The 17,645-nt window shown below is 31.9% G+C and carries 18 protein-coding genes and 1 pseudogene; 7 read left to right on the forward strand and 12 right to left on the reverse strand.

Going from position 1 to position 17,645, the window contains the following annotated elements:
• Complete coding sequence (locus VGE71_RS18865; RefSeq protein WP_331139688.1) at positions 1-1,803, forward strand: glycoside hydrolase family 2 protein; 1,803 nt, start codon at positions 1-3, stop codon at positions 1,801-1,803.
• A gap of 105 nt (positions 1,804-1,908) precedes the next feature.
• A pseudogene (locus VGE71_RS18870) lies at positions 1,909-2,538 on the forward strand (MgtC/SapB family protein).
• Positions 2,539-2,552: 14 nt separating this feature from the next.
• On the opposite strand, the gene VGE71_RS18875 reads toward VGE71_RS18870, so the two are convergent.
• The 3 genes from VGE71_RS18875 to VGE71_RS18885 are packed head-to-tail and all read right to left on the reverse strand — an operon-like array spanning position 2,553 to position 5,128.
• Complete coding sequence (locus VGE71_RS18875; protein ID WP_331139689.1) at positions 2,553-2,777, reverse strand: hypothetical protein; 225 nt, start codon at positions 2,775-2,777, stop codon at positions 2,553-2,555.
• A 3-nt stretch (positions 2,778-2,780) separates the two neighbouring features.
• The gene (locus VGE71_RS18880) at positions 2,781-3,608 is read right to left on the reverse strand and encodes an SIR2 family NAD-dependent protein deacylase (RefSeq protein ID WP_331139690.1); all 828 of its coding nucleotides are present in this window, start codon (positions 3,606-3,608) and stop codon (positions 2,781-2,783) included.
• 44 nt (positions 3,609-3,652) lie between these two features.
• Positions 3,653-5,128 carry a PLP-dependent aminotransferase family protein gene (locus VGE71_RS18885; RefSeq protein ID WP_331139691.1) on the reverse strand — a complete coding sequence of 492 codons (1,476 nt, stop codon included), beginning with the start codon at positions 5,126-5,128 and terminating at the stop codon, positions 3,653-3,655.
• A gap of 68 nt (positions 5,129-5,196) precedes the next feature.
• Between VGE71_RS18885 and VGE71_RS18890 the strand changes: the two genes are divergently transcribed.
• Together VGE71_RS18890 and VGE71_RS18895 are read left to right on the forward strand one after the other, a co-directional pair.
• The gene (locus VGE71_RS18890; RefSeq protein ID WP_331139692.1) at positions 5,197-5,661 is read left to right on the forward strand and encodes a GNAT family N-acetyltransferase; all 465 of its coding nucleotides are present in this window, start codon (positions 5,197-5,199) and stop codon (positions 5,659-5,661) included.
• Positions 5,662-5,706: 45 nt separating this feature from the next.
• Positions 5,707-6,237 (forward strand): GNAT family N-acetyltransferase, encoded by a 531-nt coding sequence (locus VGE71_RS18895; RefSeq protein WP_331139693.1) that lies wholly within the window; start codon positions 5,707-5,709, stop codon positions 6,235-6,237.
• 26 nt (positions 6,238-6,263) lie between these two features.
• Here the strand turns inward: VGE71_RS18895 and VGE71_RS18900 are convergent, their stop codons facing one another.
• Positions 6,264-6,476: a helix-turn-helix domain-containing protein gene (locus VGE71_RS18900; RefSeq protein WP_144217971.1), complete on the reverse strand. Its 213-nt coding sequence runs from the start codon at positions 6,474-6,476 to the stop codon at positions 6,264-6,266.
• 97 nt (positions 6,477-6,573) lie between these two features.
• Here VGE71_RS18900 and VGE71_RS18905 point away from each other — a divergent pair, with 97 nt between their 5' ends.
• Complete coding sequence (locus VGE71_RS18905; RefSeq protein WP_144217973.1) at positions 6,574-6,894, forward strand: hypothetical protein; 321 nt, start codon at positions 6,574-6,576, stop codon at positions 6,892-6,894.
• Here VGE71_RS18905 and VGE71_RS18910 read toward each other — a convergent pair.
• Positions 6,881-7,684 (reverse strand): AraC family transcriptional regulator, encoded by an 804-nt coding sequence (locus tag VGE71_RS18910; protein ID WP_331139694.1) that lies wholly within the window; start codon positions 7,682-7,684, stop codon positions 6,881-6,883. The two genes, VGE71_RS18905 and VGE71_RS18910, sit on opposite strands and share 14 nt — an antisense overlap.
• Positions 7,685-7,751: 67 nt before the next feature.
• Between VGE71_RS18910 and VGE71_RS18915 the strand changes: the two genes are divergently transcribed.
• Complete coding sequence (locus tag VGE71_RS18915; protein WP_331139695.1) at positions 7,752-8,891, forward strand: Atu1372/SO_1960 family protein; 1,140 nt, start codon at positions 7,752-7,754, stop codon at positions 8,889-8,891.
• 97 nt (positions 8,892-8,988) lie between these two features.
• Here the strand turns inward: VGE71_RS18915 and VGE71_RS18920 are convergent, their stop codons facing one another.
• The 7 genes from VGE71_RS18920 to VGE71_RS18950 form a co-directional block, all read right to left on the reverse strand.
• Positions 8,989-10,053, reverse strand: coding sequence for a hypothetical protein (locus tag VGE71_RS18920; RefSeq protein ID WP_331139696.1), 1,065 nt, complete (start codon positions 10,051-10,053; stop codon positions 8,989-8,991).
• A complete protein-coding gene (locus VGE71_RS18925) occupies positions 10,053-11,303 on the reverse strand; it encodes a hypothetical protein (RefSeq protein ID WP_331139697.1) in 1,251 nt (416 codons plus the stop codon). The genes VGE71_RS18920 and VGE71_RS18925 overlap by 1 nt, the downstream gene beginning before the upstream one ends.
• Before the next feature lie 187 nt (positions 11,304-11,490).
• Positions 11,491-12,330 (reverse strand): DUF4249 domain-containing protein, encoded by an 840-nt coding sequence (locus tag VGE71_RS18930; RefSeq protein ID WP_331139698.1) that lies wholly within the window; start codon positions 12,328-12,330, stop codon positions 11,491-11,493.
• 4 nt (positions 12,331-12,334) lie between these two features.
• On the reverse strand, positions 12,335-14,953 hold the full coding sequence (locus VGE71_RS18935) for a TonB-dependent receptor (protein WP_331139699.1): 2,619 nt from the start codon (positions 14,951-14,953) through the stop codon (positions 12,335-12,337).
• Between the two features lie 101 nt (positions 14,954-15,054).
• Positions 15,055-15,897 (reverse strand): FecR family protein, encoded by an 843-nt coding sequence (locus VGE71_RS18940; RefSeq protein ID WP_331139700.1) that lies wholly within the window; start codon positions 15,895-15,897, stop codon positions 15,055-15,057.
• Between the two features lie 12 nt (positions 15,898-15,909).
• Entirely contained in the window at positions 15,910-16,119 is a 210-nt protein-coding gene (locus VGE71_RS18945) for a hypothetical protein (protein WP_331139701.1), read from the reverse strand.
• A gap of 47 nt (positions 16,120-16,166) precedes the next feature.
• Positions 16,167-16,691, reverse strand: coding sequence for an RNA polymerase sigma factor (locus VGE71_RS18950; RefSeq protein ID WP_331139702.1), 525 nt, complete (start codon positions 16,689-16,691; stop codon positions 16,167-16,169).
• A 262-nt stretch (positions 16,692-16,953) separates the two neighbouring features.
• Between VGE71_RS18950 and VGE71_RS18955 the strand changes: the two genes are divergently transcribed.
• The gene (locus VGE71_RS18955) at positions 16,954-17,526 is read left to right on the forward strand and encodes a hypothetical protein (RefSeq protein ID WP_331139703.1); all 573 of its coding nucleotides are present in this window, start codon (positions 16,954-16,956) and stop codon (positions 17,524-17,526) included.
• Positions 17,527-17,645: the final 119 nt, after the last annotated feature.

Raw genomic sequence — 17,645 nt, forward strand, 5'->3', positions numbered from 1 at the left:
ATGAAAAAAATTGTAATGCTGTGTTTTACTTTTCTTTTAATGGGAAAAGCAACGGCGCAGGAAGTTCCATTGGTATCTAATATTGTAGCAAGAAACAATATTACCTTAAACGGAAAATGGAGTTACATTGTAGATCCACTGGAGAATGGATATTACGATTACCGTTTGATGCCTTTTAAAAACAACGGATTTTTCGAAAATAAAAAATGGAATACCACAGATTTAACCGAATACAATTTCGCGACTTCTGCTACAATGGATATTCCGTCTGATTGGAATTCGAAAGATGAAAGATTGTTCTTTTACGAAGGAACAGTTTGGTTTCAGAAAGACTTTAATTATAAAAAAGACGCTCAAAGCAAAGGAATTCTACATTTTGGAGCAGTCAATTATGATGCGAAAGTCTATGTAAACGGAAAAATGGCGGGAACTCACGTTGGCGGTTATACACCTTTCAATTTTGATGTAACCGATTTATTAGTCGACGGAAATAACTTCGTAGTCGTAAAAGTCGATAACAAACGTCATAAAGATAACGTCCCAACAGTAAACATGGATTGGTGGAATTACGGCGGAATAACGAGAGACGTAACCTTGGCTTCGGTACCAAATACTTATATCGAAGATTATCTGGTTCAATTGGATAAAAAAGAAAAAGGGAAGATTTCAGGCTGGATAAAATTAAATAGCGAAAGCGGCAATCAGTCGGTTTCAGTTTCGATTCCAGAATTGAAAATCAAAAAGAATGTTACAACCGATGCGAAAGGAATGGCGTATTTTGAAATCAAAGCCAATCCGACTTTATGGACGCCAGAAAAACCAAAATTATACGATGTAATTATTAGCAAAGCAGACGAAAATATTAAAGATCAAATTGGTTTTAGAACTATTGAAACCAAAGGAAAAGAAATTCTGCTAAACGGAAAAAAAGTTTTTTTGCGAGGTATCAGTATTCACGAAGAAGCGCCTTTCAGATCTGGTAGAGCATGGTCTGAAGATGATGCGATTACATTGTTGAATTGGGCGAAAGATTTAGGATGTAATTATGTTCGTTTGGCGCATTATCCACACAACGAAAATATGGTAAGACAAGCCGAAAAAATGGGAATCATGATTTGGTCTGAAGTTCCTGTTTATTGGACGATTTCGTGGACAAATCCTGATACGTATGCCAACGCAGAACGCCAATTGCACGACATGATTTACAGAGATAAAAACCGATGTGGCATCGTGATTTGGTCCATTGCCAACGAAACGCCGCATAGTGATGAAAGAGATGTTTTCTTAAGCAAACTGGCAAAATATGCTCGTACGCAAGACAATTCTCGTTTAATTAGTATGGCGATGGAAGTGACTAAAAGTCCGAACAATGTCAATACGCTTCATGACAACATGAATGAATTTGTAGATATTGTGAGTTTCAATCAATATTTGGGCTGGTACAGAGGAACAAACGAATCTTGCAAAGACATGCAATGGGTAATTCCGTACAACAAACCAGTTATTATCAGTGAGTTTGGAGGTGAAGCGTTACAAGGTCTCCACGGCGATAAAAAAGAACGTTGGAATGAAGAATATCAAGAAGAATTGTACATTCAAAATACACAAATGTTTAATCGCATTGAAGGCTTAGCAGGAGTTTCTCCTTGGATTTTAGTTGACTTTAGATCGCCAAGAAGACAATTGCCAAACATTCAGGATTTCTTCAATCGTAAAGGTTTAATTTCTGATCAGGGAATTAAAAAGAAAGCTTTTTATGTAATGAAAGATTGGTATGCTAAGAAAGAAGCAGAATACAAGTAAGTTATAAGTTTTAGATAAAGTGGAAAACCTTCAGAATCAATTTTGAATCTGGAGGTTTTTTTTATGTTTTTTCCTTAATTTTATTTAAAAAAAACAAAGCTTAAAATGGAACTAGAAATCATCATAAGACTTCTTTTAGCGGCATTCTGGGGAGCTCTTATCGGAGCTGAAAGAGAATATAGAGGAAAAGCAGCGGGTCTTCGTACCACGATAATGATTTCTGTTGGAGCTTGTTTTTTTACTTTGATGTCTGAATGGATTGGCTGACCAGGAAATCCAGATCGTATAGCTTCTAATATTGTAACAGGTTTAGGATTTCTTTGTGCGGGAGTTATTTTTAGATCAGATAGTCATGTGAGCGGCATTACTACTGCAGCCGCGATTTGGTCAGTAGCGGCAGTAAGTATGGGAGTGGGAGCTGGGTATTATTTTGCTTCGGCCTGCGCGGCTTTAATGATTCTTCTAATTCTTACTTTGCTTACTATACTTCAAGATAAAATCGATTTAATTAATGAACATAAAACACTTCGAATTACCTTTAAAAGAACAGATGATGGATATAATCGATGCAAAGATTTATTTAATAAACATTCAATAAAATCAAAACTTCTAGGACAACGTCGCACTTTGGATCATCTTACTTTAGAATGGCAGGTGCATGCTTCTAAACATTCAATGGAATCTTTGTACGCAGCGCTCTTAATGGATCCAATTTTTGAGGAATTGGTGTTGTAAATGTTTAAAAGCTCTTATTCTTTAGTTATTGTTTTTATATACTCCCAATTACAGTCGTATATCGCAATTTCTAAATCTGAATTCACATTTATTAAATCGTAAGCTTTATTCTCGGCTTCTAACAGATTATCAAAAGAAAAGGACGGACGTTTATTATTTTCACCCGCATGATATCTTGTTTTGCCATCAAGCTCTAATACAATTCCTGTTGCTTTTTCACATAGTATAAGTTGATACATAAGTTAGGTAAAATGTATATTTCTAATTATTTCTTTAATTGATTTTAAAGCTTCTGTTGCAGTTTGACGAATGATGATTTTATTCTTTTTATCTTTAATTAAAGTCGTAAATTGATTGTCTTCTGTATTGATATCAACGATCGTTCCTCCATATTTTAAAGTCGTTTCGGTAATAGCAATAGGAAGATTTGTAGCTCCAGAAGTTCCTATAATAAATAATATTCCTGAATTTTTAGCAATCTTCAAGGCACTGAATTTTTTATGGGTTCGTTCATTATAATATTCATCAAACCATAAAATATTAGGTCTCATCCAGCTTCCACATTCCTGACATTTTAAAAGTTCAATTTCTCTTTCGGTTAAATCTTCATCAATGTCTTTTCCTTTTATTTCTTCTGGAAGATTTATAATTTCTTTACATCCATTAGAACATTTTATTTCCCTGTTGTTTCCATGAATTTCAAAAATTCTCTCAGTTCCGCTACGTTTATGTAAATTATCAATGTTTTGAGTAATTAAATGAAATCGGTCTTTTAGAATGTTTTCAATTTCAACCAGTTCGTAATGACTTACATTAGGTTGTGCATTTTCGAACATTTTTTTTCTAAATAAAGAATATTGCCAAACTTCTTCGGGATTTTCTTTAAAATATTTAAAAGTCCCAAATTCTTCTGGTTTATGAAATTGAGTTCCTTTTATCCAAATGCCATCAACTCCACGATAAGTTGGAATACCGCTTTCTGAAGAAATTCCTGCACCTGTTAAAAATGTAAAGAGGTTTCTTTTATTTTTATTCGATACTTGTTTTATGATTTCTTCTAATGCTTCCATTTTGTATTTGTCGTAATTATTTGATAAAAATACTAATTTGGATCTTAAATAAGTTTTTTCAATATCTCTAATCCTTTCGCTAAATCTTCTCTAGAAGAAGAAGCAAAACCAAGCCTTGTACCGTTTTCGTTAAAATTAGGATATTGATGTGCTTTTCCGTCAGAGAAATATAAGCCTTTTTTGTAAGCTTCTGAAGCCAATTTTTCTAGGTTAATCGTTTTATCAAATTTTGTCCAAACGGTCATACCGCCATTTGGAACCGAAAAGTTGACAACATCACCTAATTCACTTTCTAATAAACCACAGAAATAATCTCTTTTATCTTGATAAACGCTTAGGGATTTTCGCAAATAACGCTGAACAGTTCCGTCATTTATAATTTCGCCCATTGCATTATCTAAAATATGATCACCTTGGCGGTCCAAAAGTACTCGAACATTCGTAAGATGTTCAATAACATTTTCGGGAGCAGCCAGATATCCCATTCTAAAAGCTGGCGAAAAACTTTTGCTAAATGAACCGCAGTAAATCACCATTCCGTTTTCATCAGCACTGGCTAACGGAAGCAGAGGACGATTGGTGTAATGAAAGTCAAAATCGTAATCGTCTTCAAAAATAATAAAGCCATATTCGTTGGCAAGCTGCAATAATTCCAGTCGGCGGTCAATGCGAAGAGAAACCGTTGTGGGATAGTGATGATGAGGTGTAATGTAAACCATTCTTACCTTATTCTTTTGACAGATTTTTTTCAATTCATCTACAACCAAACCATGTTCATCAACAGGAATTCCAATGTGTTTGGCTTTTGAATGAAGAAAATTATTTTCGGCGCGGCGCCATCCCGGAACACCAGAAACAATAATGTCTCCAGGTTGTATAAGTGCGTTGCATACCAAATTGACGCCCATAACTGTTCCTCGAACGGACAGTATATTTTTCGAATTCGTTTTTAAACCTCGGGTTTCGTTTAAATGTTTTGAAATTGCCTCTTTATAATAATCTGAGCCATCAGGATTGCCATAACTTCCAAATTTATCATAAAGTCCGCTTCGGGTTAATTGATTTCGGTAGGCTCTGTAAAGTTCTTTTAATGGCGCTAGTTTTGGATCAGGAAAACCATCATCAAAATGAAGATTAGTTTTAGGAACAAAATATGAGTTTTCTAAATAGTGTTTTTTCTCAATTGTAAAACCTGCCGTTTTTTGTGTTTTATTGGATTGTTTTTGAAGTTTTTCAGGTTTAATTTCAGGTATATGAGAAGAAACAAATGTACCTCGACCCGTAAAACTTTCTAGCCAGCCCTGATTTTGTAATTCTTCAAAAGCTTTAGAAACGGTAATTCGGTTAATACTAAGAAAAACAGCAAAATCTCTCGAAGAAGGCAGTTTCTGACTTGTTTTGAGTTTTCCTTCTTTAATTGAAAACAAAATTATTTCAGCTAATTGCAGATAAAGAGGTTTTTCCAAATTTCCATTTGGATGATTATCACTAAAAAGTATTTCAAAAATTGGACTATTCATTTTGAATAAATTGGACTACAAATATAATCCAATATAGTTTTACTTTTGAATTATAAATACAATTACTTATGAATGAAGGAAATATAATAATTCGAAAAGCAGTAGAAAAAGACAGTGAAAAATTGTGGGCTTTAATGCGCGATCTGGCAGTATTTGAAAAATATATCGATGTTTTTGCTATTACGCCAGAAATTGTCCGAGAAAGCGGATTCAGAAAAAGTCCGCCTGATTTTTATTGTATCGTTGCAGAAGATGGAGTAGAAATTGCAGGAATGCTGGTTTATTATTTTTTACCCTATACTGCTGTAAACAAACCAGCCATTTATTTAAAGGAATTGTACGTGAATGAAAACTACAGAGGGCAAAAAATTGGTGAACAATTGATGAATGCTTTACATGGAGAAGCTAAAGCAAACAACTGCGGTCAAATTAAGTGGACAGTAGCGCCTTGGAATGAAGCTGGTAAAAAGTTTTATGAAAAACTGGGAGCAAACGAAAATAAAGAATGGTTAAACTACGAATGGAATCTCTAATTCAAATCGATATTGATTAATTTTAGAATTGAAAAAATAAACATCATGGCTTTAAATTTACAACCCATTTTAGAAAACGATCTTTGTATGCTATATCCTTTAGAAGAAAAAGATTTTGATGCTTTATACAAAGTGGCTTCCGATCCTAAAATTTGGGAACAGCATCCAAACAAGGACAGATGGAAAAAAGAAGTTTTCGAAAAGTTTTTTGAAGGTGCCATACAAAGCAAAGGCGCTTTTAAAATTATAAAAAAAGCAACTGGAGAAGTTGTTGGAAGTACAAGATTTTACGATTTCAATAAAGAAGAAGATTGTATTTTTATTGGATATACTTTTTATGCCGTTTCCTGTTGGGGAAAAGGTTTTAATCAAAGCGTAAAAAAGACAATGTTGGACTATCTTTTTAAGTATGTATCTAAAGTCAGATTTCATATCGGTGCGGAAAATATCCGTTCGCAAATTGCAATTTCAAGAGTAGGAGCCAAAAAAATAGCAGAGGAAGAAGTCGCTTATTTTGGAGAAAAACCAAAATTGAATTTTGTGTATCAAATTGATAAATCAAATTGGCTAGAATAAATCATTTTATAATAGAGATTGAACTTCTAAAAATTAAATAATTCGGTATAATTTATTTCAAGTGCATTACAAACTTTTTCAAGAGTTGAAAGTGTAGCATTTGAATTTCCTTTCTCTAATCTAGACATATTACTTTTCTCAAAGTTGCATTTTGTAGCCAATTCTTGTTGAGAAATATTTTTTTCTGTTCTTATTTCCAGAATTCTTTTTCCAACTTTTTGTTGAATGGTTTCTTTCATTTGAAATTATCTTTTATGATAATTCAAATTTTGTTATATATTTGCATAAAGTGGTTATCATATATGATAACATTGTTTTTTGTCTAATATTTAACATATGAAAACACATCAAAAAGAGTCAATAAATGAACTTTTGGAATTAATGAATAAAGTCAATTTCTTCAAAACATTAAAAAGTGAAAAGGAATGTTTTATTGCAGAATTAAAAGTGCCAAATTATACTGAATTAAATATGATGATTTCTTCTTTATTAAAAGCGAGCATTCTGATGTTGCAAAACGAAAATTTTGGAAAAGCTTTTTCAGAACCAATGATTTTAGTTGAAATTGCTTTACAGTTGTTGCCAAATGATGAAATGGAGTTGCTTGATAAGATATGTAAGTTGAATCTAGAAAGCGAGGATTTTAATGTTTCCTAAACTTCGGCTTCTCTTGAATAACTGCAAAATAAGAAGCACTAAAAGCCGAAAGACTTTTATAACCAACCATAATTGCAATCTGACTCAAAGTATATTCTTTACTATCCAGAAGTTCAATGCTTTTTAGAATTCGAATTAGCTGTAAATATTTTTGAAGCGTAATATTCGTTTTCTGTTTAAAAATACGTTGTAAACTTCGAACCGACATTTGAGCCAGATTGGCCAATTCATCAATTTCCAAAGCATATTGGTAATTTTTGTTGATGTAATCGCAAACTGGAATCAAACGACTGTCGGCAGGAACTGGAATTTGCAACGAATTATTTTCTTTACAAAAGTTAGGAAGACTGGTTAAAATCGCATTTAAAAAAGCAGTTTGTTCTTCGTTTTCAGTCAACAATTTATCCCATTTTTGAGCATACAAAATCATTTCTTTTAAAACATTAGGCGCTGAAAAAACATGCACATTTTGATAAAAATCCTGTTTAGGAACACTCTTAAACAAAGCAATTATTAAGTTTACTGTTTTTGATTCAGAAGAAATGCGATGTTCTTTCTTTGTTGGAATCCAGATTACATGGTTTTGCGGAACGAGATAGGTTTTTTCTTCAATATGAAAATATTGATAACCTTCTTCAACATAAGTCAATTGGTAACGTTCGTGTGTATGAACGTATTCGTCATGCTGCCAGTTTTCATCATACCAAACATAAGCGTTTGTAGGTATGTTGTCTTCAAATTGACCTTCTTTTTTTTCGGATAAACCGCATTTTAAATTGGCGTTCTGCATGTAGTTTTTGGCAAATTTAATAAAAACGTCATGGTTAATTTTGTAAATGAATAAAATTTATAAGAACATGAAAAAACTACCTCTCTTTTTATTAGCCATTTTAACTGCATTTATAATGAATACAATGGAAGCACAAAATAAAAAAGCAAACATATTAGTCCTCATTCATTCTGATAACGGAGGAACTTACGAATTAGCCAAAGAAATTGCCAAAGGAATCGAAAGTGATCCAAACGCAAAAGCAATTATTAAACAGGTAAAAGCAACAATAACTCCAAAGCTAAAAGAGATTCCAGTTGCAACTGTTGATGAATTAACTTCTTATGACGGAATCGTATTTGGTTCGCCAGTTTATTTCGGAAATATCAGTACAGCAATGAGCGAGTTTCTTTCTAAAACGGTTACTTTATGGTCGAATCATGCTTTAGAAGGAATACCTGCTGCAGTTTTTATGTCGGCAGGAAGTGGCGCAGGTAAAGAATTAGCATTGCAATCTTTCTGGAATAGTTTAGCCGTTCATGGAATGGTTTTAGTATCAAACGGAATTAGAGGAAATGAAAAAATCGACAAGAAAATTCCACAGGGAAATTCCGTTTTAGGAACAACAAGTTTAGCTTCTTTAAAAGATGTAGAAAGACCAACAAAGGATGAACGTTTTTTAGCAGAATTACAAGGAAAAAACTTTGCGAAAGTAGCATTGGCTTTAAAAGGAACTTTTTCTAAAAAAGAAATAACAGTAAAAGAAGAACCTTCAATTAATGCTATATTAAAATCAAAGAATATTGTATTGCCTCAAGTGCCAAAACCAGCTGGAAATTACCAGCCTTATGTGCGTACTGGAAATTTGGTATTCATTAATCAAGTGGCTTTAAAAGATGGAAAAATTCTCAATCCAGGAAAATTAGGATTGAATGTGGACGAACAAAAGGTAAAAGAGGCAACTGAACTGACAATGCTAAATGTAATTTCCGTTTTGAATGAAGCGGTTGATGGCGATTTAAACCGAGTAAAAAGATGCGTACAGTTGACTGGAATTTTCAATACCAAAGACGATTACACCAAACATGCCGATTTAATGAATGTGGCTTCAAATCTTACAGTTGAAATTTTTGGAGAAAAAGGAAAACACGCTAGAGCAACTTTCGGAGCTTCGTCAATTCCGGTAAATTCTTCTGTAGAAATTCAGGCTGTTTTTGAAGTGGAATAAAATGAAAGATTTATAAAAACGAAAACCCCTTAGACAATAATGGCTAAGGGGTTTATGTTTTAGTTTAGAATATTTTAAAGTAGTTGAAATAAGTTTTTTATAATTTCATAAAATCTTCAAATATTGTTTTATCAAGACTACAATTTTTAATAAGAAACTGCATAATGTCTTGAGTGAATTTTCTTGTTAAGTCCGGAAAAGCTTTGATTTGTTCTTCTTTTATTAAAATTTTATTATCATAGAAAGAATTCTCAATTATATTTTGGAGTAATTCAGGAATTTTTGAAGCAGCATTTGTTGATTCAGCTAATCTGGAACAAATATGAACTAAATCATAATGCCAAGCTGGCTCAAAACTATCTTTGCTATTTGTTGCTTGGCTAACCAAGTCATGAATTTTTCGTTTTTCATTCAATGATTCGGCACCACCATAAAGTGAATTTGTAATTGAACTTTTAATGTCAGAATAGTTTAATACCATTGATTCTCCAATATTTCTAAGAATAGAATATGAAAATAATTCTAGTACATAATAATAAACCTGTTTGTTTCTGATGTTTCTGACCTCTTCCTTAAAAAAATCAGTTGATTGGGGATGTGATAATAGATGAATTATGTTGTGAATATTTCTCCAGTTTTCTTTGTTCCAAAAATCAAGTTTTACATAATCAATTAATTTTTCATTGAAAGATTTAAAATATTTTAGGTTCTCATTAAGTCTTAAATACTTTGCATTTTCAATATTTAAAAGTTTTTCAACATCAATACCAAATCCTAATAAAAGTTGTCTTATTTCAGATTCTGTCAAACATCTAATTCCATTTTTAATTGCAATTTGTCTTGCATTCTGGTGTATTTTACTTTTAATTAGATAACCTCGATCGAGATTGTAAAAATCGTATACTCCCAGAAACTTAAATAATTCTTCTAGCGCACTTGTTTCACCGCTTTTACACTCAGAACCAATTGAAAAAAAAGATAAATCTGCATTAAACTTATAACCATAAACATCAATATCCGATACATCATGAGTTTTAAAACTTGTAATGTAACTTTTGGTTCTAAGTTGAACTTCGTATTGAGTGCAGAATCCCATTTGTTTAAAGAGCTCTTTACACATTAATTTCAAATCGAGATCTTTATTTATTATTTTTTTTGCCATTATTCAATTCCTCTTAATAAATCATTTATTCTGTTAACTGTTGATCTTGATTTTTCAGTACTATTTTCTTTAAGGACGTGAGTTCTTGTTTGTGTGGGATGTAGTATATTTCCAGGAATTAAAATTTGACGAGCCAATTCTTCCGAATTATCATATTTAGATGTATCACCAATTGCAAGCATTTCTAACGCCATTTTAAAAACTAATTTATTTTCATTATTATCAATAAAATGAACTTCGTATCTATTACCAGTTGGAATAATTTTAACTAAACCTAAATTGCGTGCTGGTTCATATTGCATTAAACTTTCAGAATGACCTTTTAAAAAACCTCTCATTAATAAAGCATTGATTAACCTTTCAGGACTGAATATTTTTGTTATTCCAGCAAAATTTTCACCATATCTAACGCATGAAATTAGAACACGTGCTTTATGAAGAAGGTTTTTTTCTAATTTTCCGACTCCTGTTCTAGGAGTAAATAAGAATTTTTTCAGACCAGAAGTTGAGCTGACAGATAAGGTTGGCAAACACCCCAATGCAATTGCATCTGTAAGAATTTTATCGCTTTCAAATTTTCCATCAGGTAAGCCTTGATAACCTTTTATTTTACTTATTGCTGATATAAGTTCGTTTGATTGATGTTTTTTTAATAAGTCAAAAATCTTATCAGGATTATCATCCCAGTATAAAGGAGAATATAAAATACTTTCCGAATCAGTTGGAGAATTATATGTATCTACCAAGGATGCACTTTTACAAACATCTTTAATTTGATCGTATTCTGATATATCAATATCTAAATCACTAATTATTTCTTTTTCTTTGTGAGGAAAAGAACTTAGCTTTTCAAGAATGTCAACAGCTTTAGAAGATAGATTGCTTTTATTCTCCGAAATAAAATATTCTCCAAAATCATGATATATTTTCTGTGTTTCAGGAACGAGAACGTCAATTCTTTTTATATCTCTTTTTCCTGTGTGATATTGCAATCTAACAAAACCTAATTCTTCAAGATGAGAAAGGGCTTCCTTTGCCATAGGTTTCTCAATCTTTAATTCACCAGCTGCAGCATAAAAAGGTGTTAAATCATTAATTATTTCATGATCTTTTATTGTTGTGGCAATTTGAATTGATGCTCCTAAACTTTTTAATAAATCAAATTCGGTTTCAACGATTGCTCCTCTACTTTGAATTAACCCATGATGTATGTCATGAATTCTTACTCCAGTGGAAATTTTTTTATCCATAGTTTTGGTAATTAATTTTTTTATATTATAACATGTTTACAGTAAGTTTTAATAATTTTAGATTAATAACTTTCTAGGCAGATAGGTTAAAAAAAAATCAGATTTTTTTGATTTGCTAATATAAAAAAACTTTCTTTTTGCTTCGAAAAAAACAAACCCCTTAATGATAATTTTAAGGGGTTTGTTTTTATTTCACCAAATAATCAACCTGATCAGCTTCGCAAAGTCTAAAATATCCCAAAGCATAATCATTGGCATTGTTGGTGTTTAAAATATTTCCTCTAATATTTCCCGGAGGAACGGAAAACGGATTTGAATTTGAAGCTTCCAAAATCAATTTCATGTAGTTGAAAAAGTTTTTAGAAACGCCTCTATGTGTAATTTTTACTGTATTTCCGGGTTTCATATCTTCATCAGAAAATCGTGTGCTGATTTCGTTTCCATTATAGAATTCATCATTTGTGATTTCATATTGAGGAAAAATTAGGAACTCACTTTGATAATCGGTTACATAAAAATTAACCTGATCGGCTGGATCTGTATAATAGAAAGTCATTTCGATTACATCTTCGCCACCAAAATCGGGTACCATTTTTTGATCTACTTTTGTAATGGGAACTACAGAAGTTAATTTTTCTGTAGCCGTAAAACTTTTGCCTTCAGCTTCAATAAACAATTTGTAATCAGCGTCGATTACAGGAACAAAATTGGTGCATTTGTAAACTCCCGCTTCTGTTTCATTAAAAGTAAAAACATCTCCATTGCTGTTTTCAACACGTACTTGTGCTCCTGAAACTTTTGGTGTTGAATTGTTGTAATACGGAGCCGTTTTACTAATTTTTATAGTTTGTTCGTTTCCACTAGTTCCTTTTTTCCACATAATTTCAGCATCAATTACCAATCTGGTTTCGCCTGTTTCCAGATCAAGATTGACAACATCTTCACAAGAAGTAAAGGTGAGTGCTAAAAAAAGTGTTATTAATGCTAATGCTTTATTCATTGTCGTATATTTTTTTAATCTTTTCATTGCATTAAAATTTAAAATTATAAGAAACTCCAGGTACAATTCCGAAGATCGAAAGTCTTCTGGTTTCATTTGCTCCCGTATCATCATTTGTGGTAAAACTCATAGAAGCTGCATTTTTTCTGTTGTAAACATTGTAAAGACTGAATACCCAGTAGCTCTGCCATCCTTTCTTTTTATCTGGTTTTGGGGTATAAGTAGCAGCAAGATCCAAATGATGAAAAAGAGGTAATCTGTTTTCATTTCTCAAAGAATAATTCGGAACATTGATTCCTCCAAATTCATAATAACCATTTGCGTATGTTACTGGCTGCCCCGATTGAAGCGTGAAATTTCCATTAAAAGACCATTTCGGATTCAGTTCATAACTTCCCACAATACTTAAATTGTGAAGTTTGTCATATCCAGATAAATACCAGTCACCGTTTGCAATTCCAGGTTCTTCAGGTGTTCTTCCAGCTGTTTTTTGTTCTGCTCTTGATAAAGTATAAGAAATCCATCCGGTTAAATTACCTGTATTTTTTCTAAACAATAATTCCATTCCATAAGATCTGGCTTTTCCGTTCAGAATTACCTGCTCAATATTGTTATTAGCCAAAACATCAGCCCCGTCAATATAGTCAATACGATTTTGTACATTTTTATAAAATAATTCTGTTTCTAATGAATAATCCTTGTCTTTGAAATTTCTGAAATAACCCAAAGCATATTGATCCAAAAGTTGAGGTTTTGTGAAAGGTCCGCTTGGTGTCCAGATACTCATTGGTAAAGGAGATTGTGTATTGGATAAAATATGAATGTACTGTGCCATTCTATTGTAACTTGCTTTTACAGAGGTTTCGTCATTAAAAGCATAAGATAAAGCGGCTCTTGGTTCAAAATTTCCAAAATTGCTGATTGTTTTGCCTTTTCCATAATGAATAGTTCCGGTTGGAATCCCTTCTTCATAAATTTTATATAAAGGATTGTAAACAACAGACTGACCGTTTTCGTAAGTACTAATATTTTCTGAACCTAAACGATAAAAAGTACTGTAACGAAGTCCGTAACGGAAATTCAATTTTTCTGTAATCTGATTTTCAAAATCGATATAAGCAGAAGCTTCAAAAGCATATTTTTTATCCAGTTGTTTGTAGTTAAATTGAGAATCAGCACTTGTTGGCTGCACAACACCAGGATTGAAATTATAATACAATCCGTCAACGCCATAATTGATTTTGAATTTTTCAGATTGTTGATAATTCCATGCATATTTTAAACCCGAGCTTTGAATGTTGCTATCCCATTCAAAACTTTCAGTAGAAAGTCCCAAGTTGAATTTGTAATCGCTGTAAAAAACAGAAAGATTACTGTTTAAATTGTTGTTGAATTTATGTTTCCAACTCAAAATTCCCATTGTACTTCCGTAAGTACTAGAGAAACGCTCGTTAATATCAAACAAATCATTTCCTAAATAACCCGAAAAAGACAAGGTATTATTGGCATTCAAACGAAAATTAAATTTAGCGTTCAAATCATAAAACATGGCAGAGTTTTTATTGTCTGCCAGTTTCATGAACAAATGCGCATACGAAGCACGTCCGGAAAGGATGAACGAACTTTTCTCTTTTTGTATTGGTCCTTGAACCAAAAGACGACTCGAAATAATTCCGATTCCTCCGTTTACTTTATATTCTTCAAAATCTCCAGTTTGTTGCGCTACATCTAAAACCGAAGAAACACGACCACCAAATCGGGACGGAATTCCGCCTTTGTATAAATCTAAACCATTAACGATATCAGCATTAAAAATAGAAAAGAAACCAAACATGTGAGAATCCGCATAAACAGGAGCTCCGTCCAAAAGAATCAAATTTTGATCGGCTGCGCCACCACGAACATTAAATCCCGAAGAAGCTTCTCCAGCATTGGTAACTCCTGGTAAAGTTAGAATCGATTTTAAAGGATCTGGTTCTCCCATTGCCACAGGAATTTTTTTGATTTCCTGCATCGAAAGACGGTTTACACTCATTTGAGTTGCTTTCACATCAACCGCTTTGTTATTCATGACAATTACTTCTCCCAATTGCTGGCTGTCAGATTCTATATTGAAGTTGAGGTTCATGTCCTCATTAAGATTAATATGTTTTTCTTTATTCTTAAATCCAATATAGCTTACAGAAACAGTATAACTTCCATTTGGAATTTCGATGCTGTATTTCCCATTTAAATCTGTCACAGTACCCGTTTCCAATTCTATAATATAAATGTTGGCACCAATAACAGGCTGTTTTTCATCATCAAAAATTTGTCCTTTTAGCTTGCTTTTTTTTTTAGCTGGTTTCTGAGTTTGAGATTTCTGTTTAACAAAAATATTGTTGCCTACAATAGAAAATTGTACAGAGGCAGTTTTGTTGAGTTCTGAAACTAGCTTTTGAATATCAGTCTGCTTAAAAGTACTTTTTTGGTTAAAGTATTTTTTATTGGTATCAATTTGATCTGTAAAAGCAAATTTGAAATCGGTCTGATTTTCTATCTGCTTAAAGAATTCTTTTAAAGTGACATTTTGATCTACAGTTACTGTAACGTTCTGAGCAGACATACAGAGACTGAATAAAAAAAAGCATGCTGAAATTATATGCTTCATGAAATTTTGTATTTTTGAATAATTATTAATTGGAATAACCTCGTGTTATCCTGAATATGAGGAGGATGTGGAGTTTCGCGGCTTACATCCTTTTTTCTTTTCTATTGAAAAGTAATCTGTTTTAAATCTTCATTTATTTCAAAGTTTAGGTTATACATTTCTGATATTAATTGTACAATTGTTTTTAAATCTTCTTTTTTATTGATTCTGATCGTAATGTTCTGATCTAGATTTTCTTTCGGAATATTGACTTTATAACCATAGGTTTTTTCAATATATTGACAAAGCACAGACAACTTTTGATTGTCGAAATCTATAAATCGACTGAACTCGGCTACTGAAGCAGTTTTATTTCCATAAGTGAATTTTTCTCCCGGTTTCAGAATCCATTTTTGATCTTGACCTTTTATGCTCATTTGAACGCTTCCTTCAAAAAGTTCTACAGTTACTTCTTCGTTTTCAGATTCTTTCACGATAAAAGAAGTTCCTAAAACCGTAGTTGTAGTTTCGTCGCAGAAAACCTGAAACGGATGTTGTTTGTCTTTTTTAACTTTAAAATAAGCTTCACCATCAATTTCTATTTTTCTGTTTAAAGCGAAATCTGTTCCATAAGAGATTTTAGAGTTTGGAGTCAACTCTACTTTCGAACTGTCTGGTAAAACCACATATTTTATTTTATCAGTCAGGTTTTCTATTACATTTTCGGCAACGACTACACTTTCATTCTCAGATTCATTGTTAAAATAAATTCCTGTTCCAATTAATACAAAAAGTAAAACAGACGCTGCGGCAAGATAGCGCCAAGGTGTGCTTTTACGTTTCTTTTTACTAAAAGTTTTAGAATGAAATTCTTCCCAAGATGCTTTTTTTACATCTTCTGAATGCGAAGAAGGAGTTTCGTTCCATAACTTTTCAAACTCATCATCAAAATTTTCCTTATCCATATTTTTTTGGTTTTAAAGCTTCTTACAATAAAATCCCTGTTTAGTAAAAACACCATAAACCATTTCTTTGATTTCTCTGTTGGTTTCGATTCTAAGAATTCTTTCGCGATTTTTGAAATCGAAATTTATAATACAATCAGAAATAACGAACTGTAAAAGAGCAACGATTAAACTGGCATCTTTTTTAGTTCTAACATTAGTTTTATAAGCTTCAATATGCATTTTTTGTTCTTTGTTTTTATAGATAACAAACGAGAACAAAAAAGTTCCTAATGGTTTTCGATTTTTTTTCGAATAAATTTACTGGCAAGATAAATATGATTGGCAATGGTCTTCTCAGAAAGATCCGTTATTTCTGCAATCTCCTTATAGCTAAGGTTTTCCAGTTTGTGTAAAGTGAATATTTTTTGTTGTTGTTCAGGAAGCTGATTAATAAAATTTTGTAATTTTTCTTGTCTTTCCTCAAAAATCCCTGAATCTGTTTCTTCATCTAGGATATGATGAGTTTGTGAAGGATCAAGTTGTACAATTTTATTTTCTCTGTTTACATGATTGATGATGATGTTTTTGCAGATCACAAATATTTGCTTGTCAAACAAAACCTCCTCATTTAGCAGTTCTCTTTTATTGTATAATCGTATGAAAGTTTCCTGAACAAAGTCTTCGGGAGTAAATACAGAAGAATGAAATCGTCTGGCAATGTTTATTAGTTTATCATAATAATTGAAGTAAACTTCTTTAAAAGCTGCTTCATTACCTTTTTTTAAACTTAAAATAAACTTTTTATTGTCCATAACGAAAAATATCGCGACTAGTTTCTAACCTAATCTAAACTCATTGGTTTCAATATTATTGTATTCAGAAATTTCGTAATCCTAAATCACGAATGTAATAAGTTACAAAGAACCGCAATTTAATTTAACATTTGACGCTGTTGTCGAAGAAATGTTACAAATTTTACACGCTAAAATTTTTACAAAAGTTCGGTTTTTATTGATTTTAGAGGGATAAAAGAATTTTTATGCTTAAATTGTAAAGAACAAAATTCAAAACATTATGACTTTACAAAGATTTTCAGTTTTAATCCTGATCACTTTTTTGATTTCTTGTAATAATAAAAAGGAACAAGAACTTACAGAAAGAGAGACTATTCTCTTGGAACGCGAAAAGAAATTTGCCGATAAAGAAGCAGAATATGAATTGTTATTGAAAATGAAAGACAGCATTCAGTTAATTCATCAAACGAAAGATTCGGTTCCTGAAATTAAAGTGTGGCCAGATACTCTTACTACCAAATGGAGCAGTAAAATGATTTGCAGAGAATCAAATTGTAGTACGTATGTTATTGGCGATCAGCGTACCGAAGTCTGGGATTTTGTTTCAGATTCTACAGGAATGTATACCAATGTATTGAGTAATAATCAGATAAAAAGAGTTTTTAGAGGGCAATATTTAGTTAATAAAATAGTACTCGATTCTGCCAGAGAAAGTTCCACTAAAAACAATATTAAAATTGAAGTTGTTCTAGATGATATTAAAAAAAATGTCATAAAAGGTACGCAAACTATCACGGGACAAGATAATTGTACGGCAAAATTCTCAGTTGAACTTACGCCATCAAAAAAATAATTTATGTTTTTAAGTATACATCATATTAGTCTTCCTATTGAAGATCCGCTTTTAAAATTTCTTATCGAACTTATTATAATATTATGCATTCCGCTTTTATTAAATAAGATTAAAGTTCC

The organism is Flavobacterium sp., from assembly GCF_036405015.1.
In the GTDB taxonomy this organism is placed as follows: Bacteria; Bacteroidota; Bacteroidia; order Flavobacteriales; family Flavobacteriaceae; genus Flavobacterium.

Coding starts and splice junctions, on each gene's coding strand:
- VGE71_RS18865 (WP_331139688.1), top strand. CDS start 1: ATGAAAAAAATTGTAATGCTGTGTTTTACTTTTCTTTTAATGGGAAAA.
- VGE71_RS18875 (WP_331139689.1), bottom strand. CDS start 2,777: ATGTATCAACTTATACTATGTGAAAAAGCAACAGGAATTGTATTAGAG.
- VGE71_RS18880 (WP_331139690.1), bottom strand. CDS start 3,608: ATGGAAGCATTAGAAGAAATCATAAAACAAGTATCGAATAAAAATAAA.
- VGE71_RS18885 (WP_331139691.1), bottom strand. CDS start 5,128: ATGAATAGTCCAATTTTTGAAATACTTTTTAGTGATAATCATCCAAAT.
- VGE71_RS18890 (WP_331139692.1), top strand. CDS start 5,197: ATGAATGAAGGAAATATAATAATTCGAAAAGCAGTAGAAAAAGACAGT.
- VGE71_RS18895 (WP_331139693.1), top strand. CDS start 5,707: ATGGCTTTAAATTTACAACCCATTTTAGAAAACGATCTTTGTATGCTA.
- VGE71_RS18900 (WP_144217971.1), bottom strand. CDS start 6,476: ATGAAAGAAACCATTCAACAAAAAGTTGGAAAAAGAATTCTGGAAATA.
- VGE71_RS18905 (WP_144217973.1), top strand. CDS start 6,574: ATGAAAACACATCAAAAAGAGTCAATAAATGAACTTTTGGAATTAATG.
- VGE71_RS18910 (WP_331139694.1), bottom strand. CDS start 7,684: ATGCAGAACGCCAATTTAAAATGCGGTTTATCCGAAAAAAAAGAAGGT.
- VGE71_RS18915 (WP_331139695.1), top strand. CDS start 7,752: ATGAAAAAACTACCTCTCTTTTTATTAGCCATTTTAACTGCATTTATA.
- VGE71_RS18920 (WP_331139696.1), bottom strand. CDS start 10,053: ATGGCAAAAAAAATAATAAATAAAGATCTCGATTTGAAATTAATGTGT.
- VGE71_RS18925 (WP_331139697.1), bottom strand. CDS start 11,303: ATGGATAAAAAAATTTCCACTGGAGTAAGAATTCATGACATACATCAT.
- VGE71_RS18930 (WP_331139698.1), bottom strand. CDS start 12,330: ATGAAAAGATTAAAAAAATATACGACAATGAATAAAGCATTAGCATTA.
- VGE71_RS18935 (WP_331139699.1), bottom strand. CDS start 14,953: ATGAAGCATATAATTTCAGCATGCTTTTTTTTATTCAGTCTCTGTATG.
- VGE71_RS18940 (WP_331139700.1), bottom strand. CDS start 15,897: ATGGATAAGGAAAATTTTGATGATGAGTTTGAAAAGTTATGGAACGAA.
- VGE71_RS18945 (WP_331139701.1), bottom strand. CDS start 16,119: ATGCATATTGAAGCTTATAAAACTAATGTTAGAACTAAAAAAGATGCC.
- VGE71_RS18950 (WP_331139702.1), bottom strand. CDS start 16,691: ATGGACAATAAAAAGTTTATTTTAAGTTTAAAAAAAGGTAATGAAGCA.
- VGE71_RS18955 (WP_331139703.1), top strand. CDS start 16,954: ATGACTTTACAAAGATTTTCAGTTTTAATCCTGATCACTTTTTTGATT.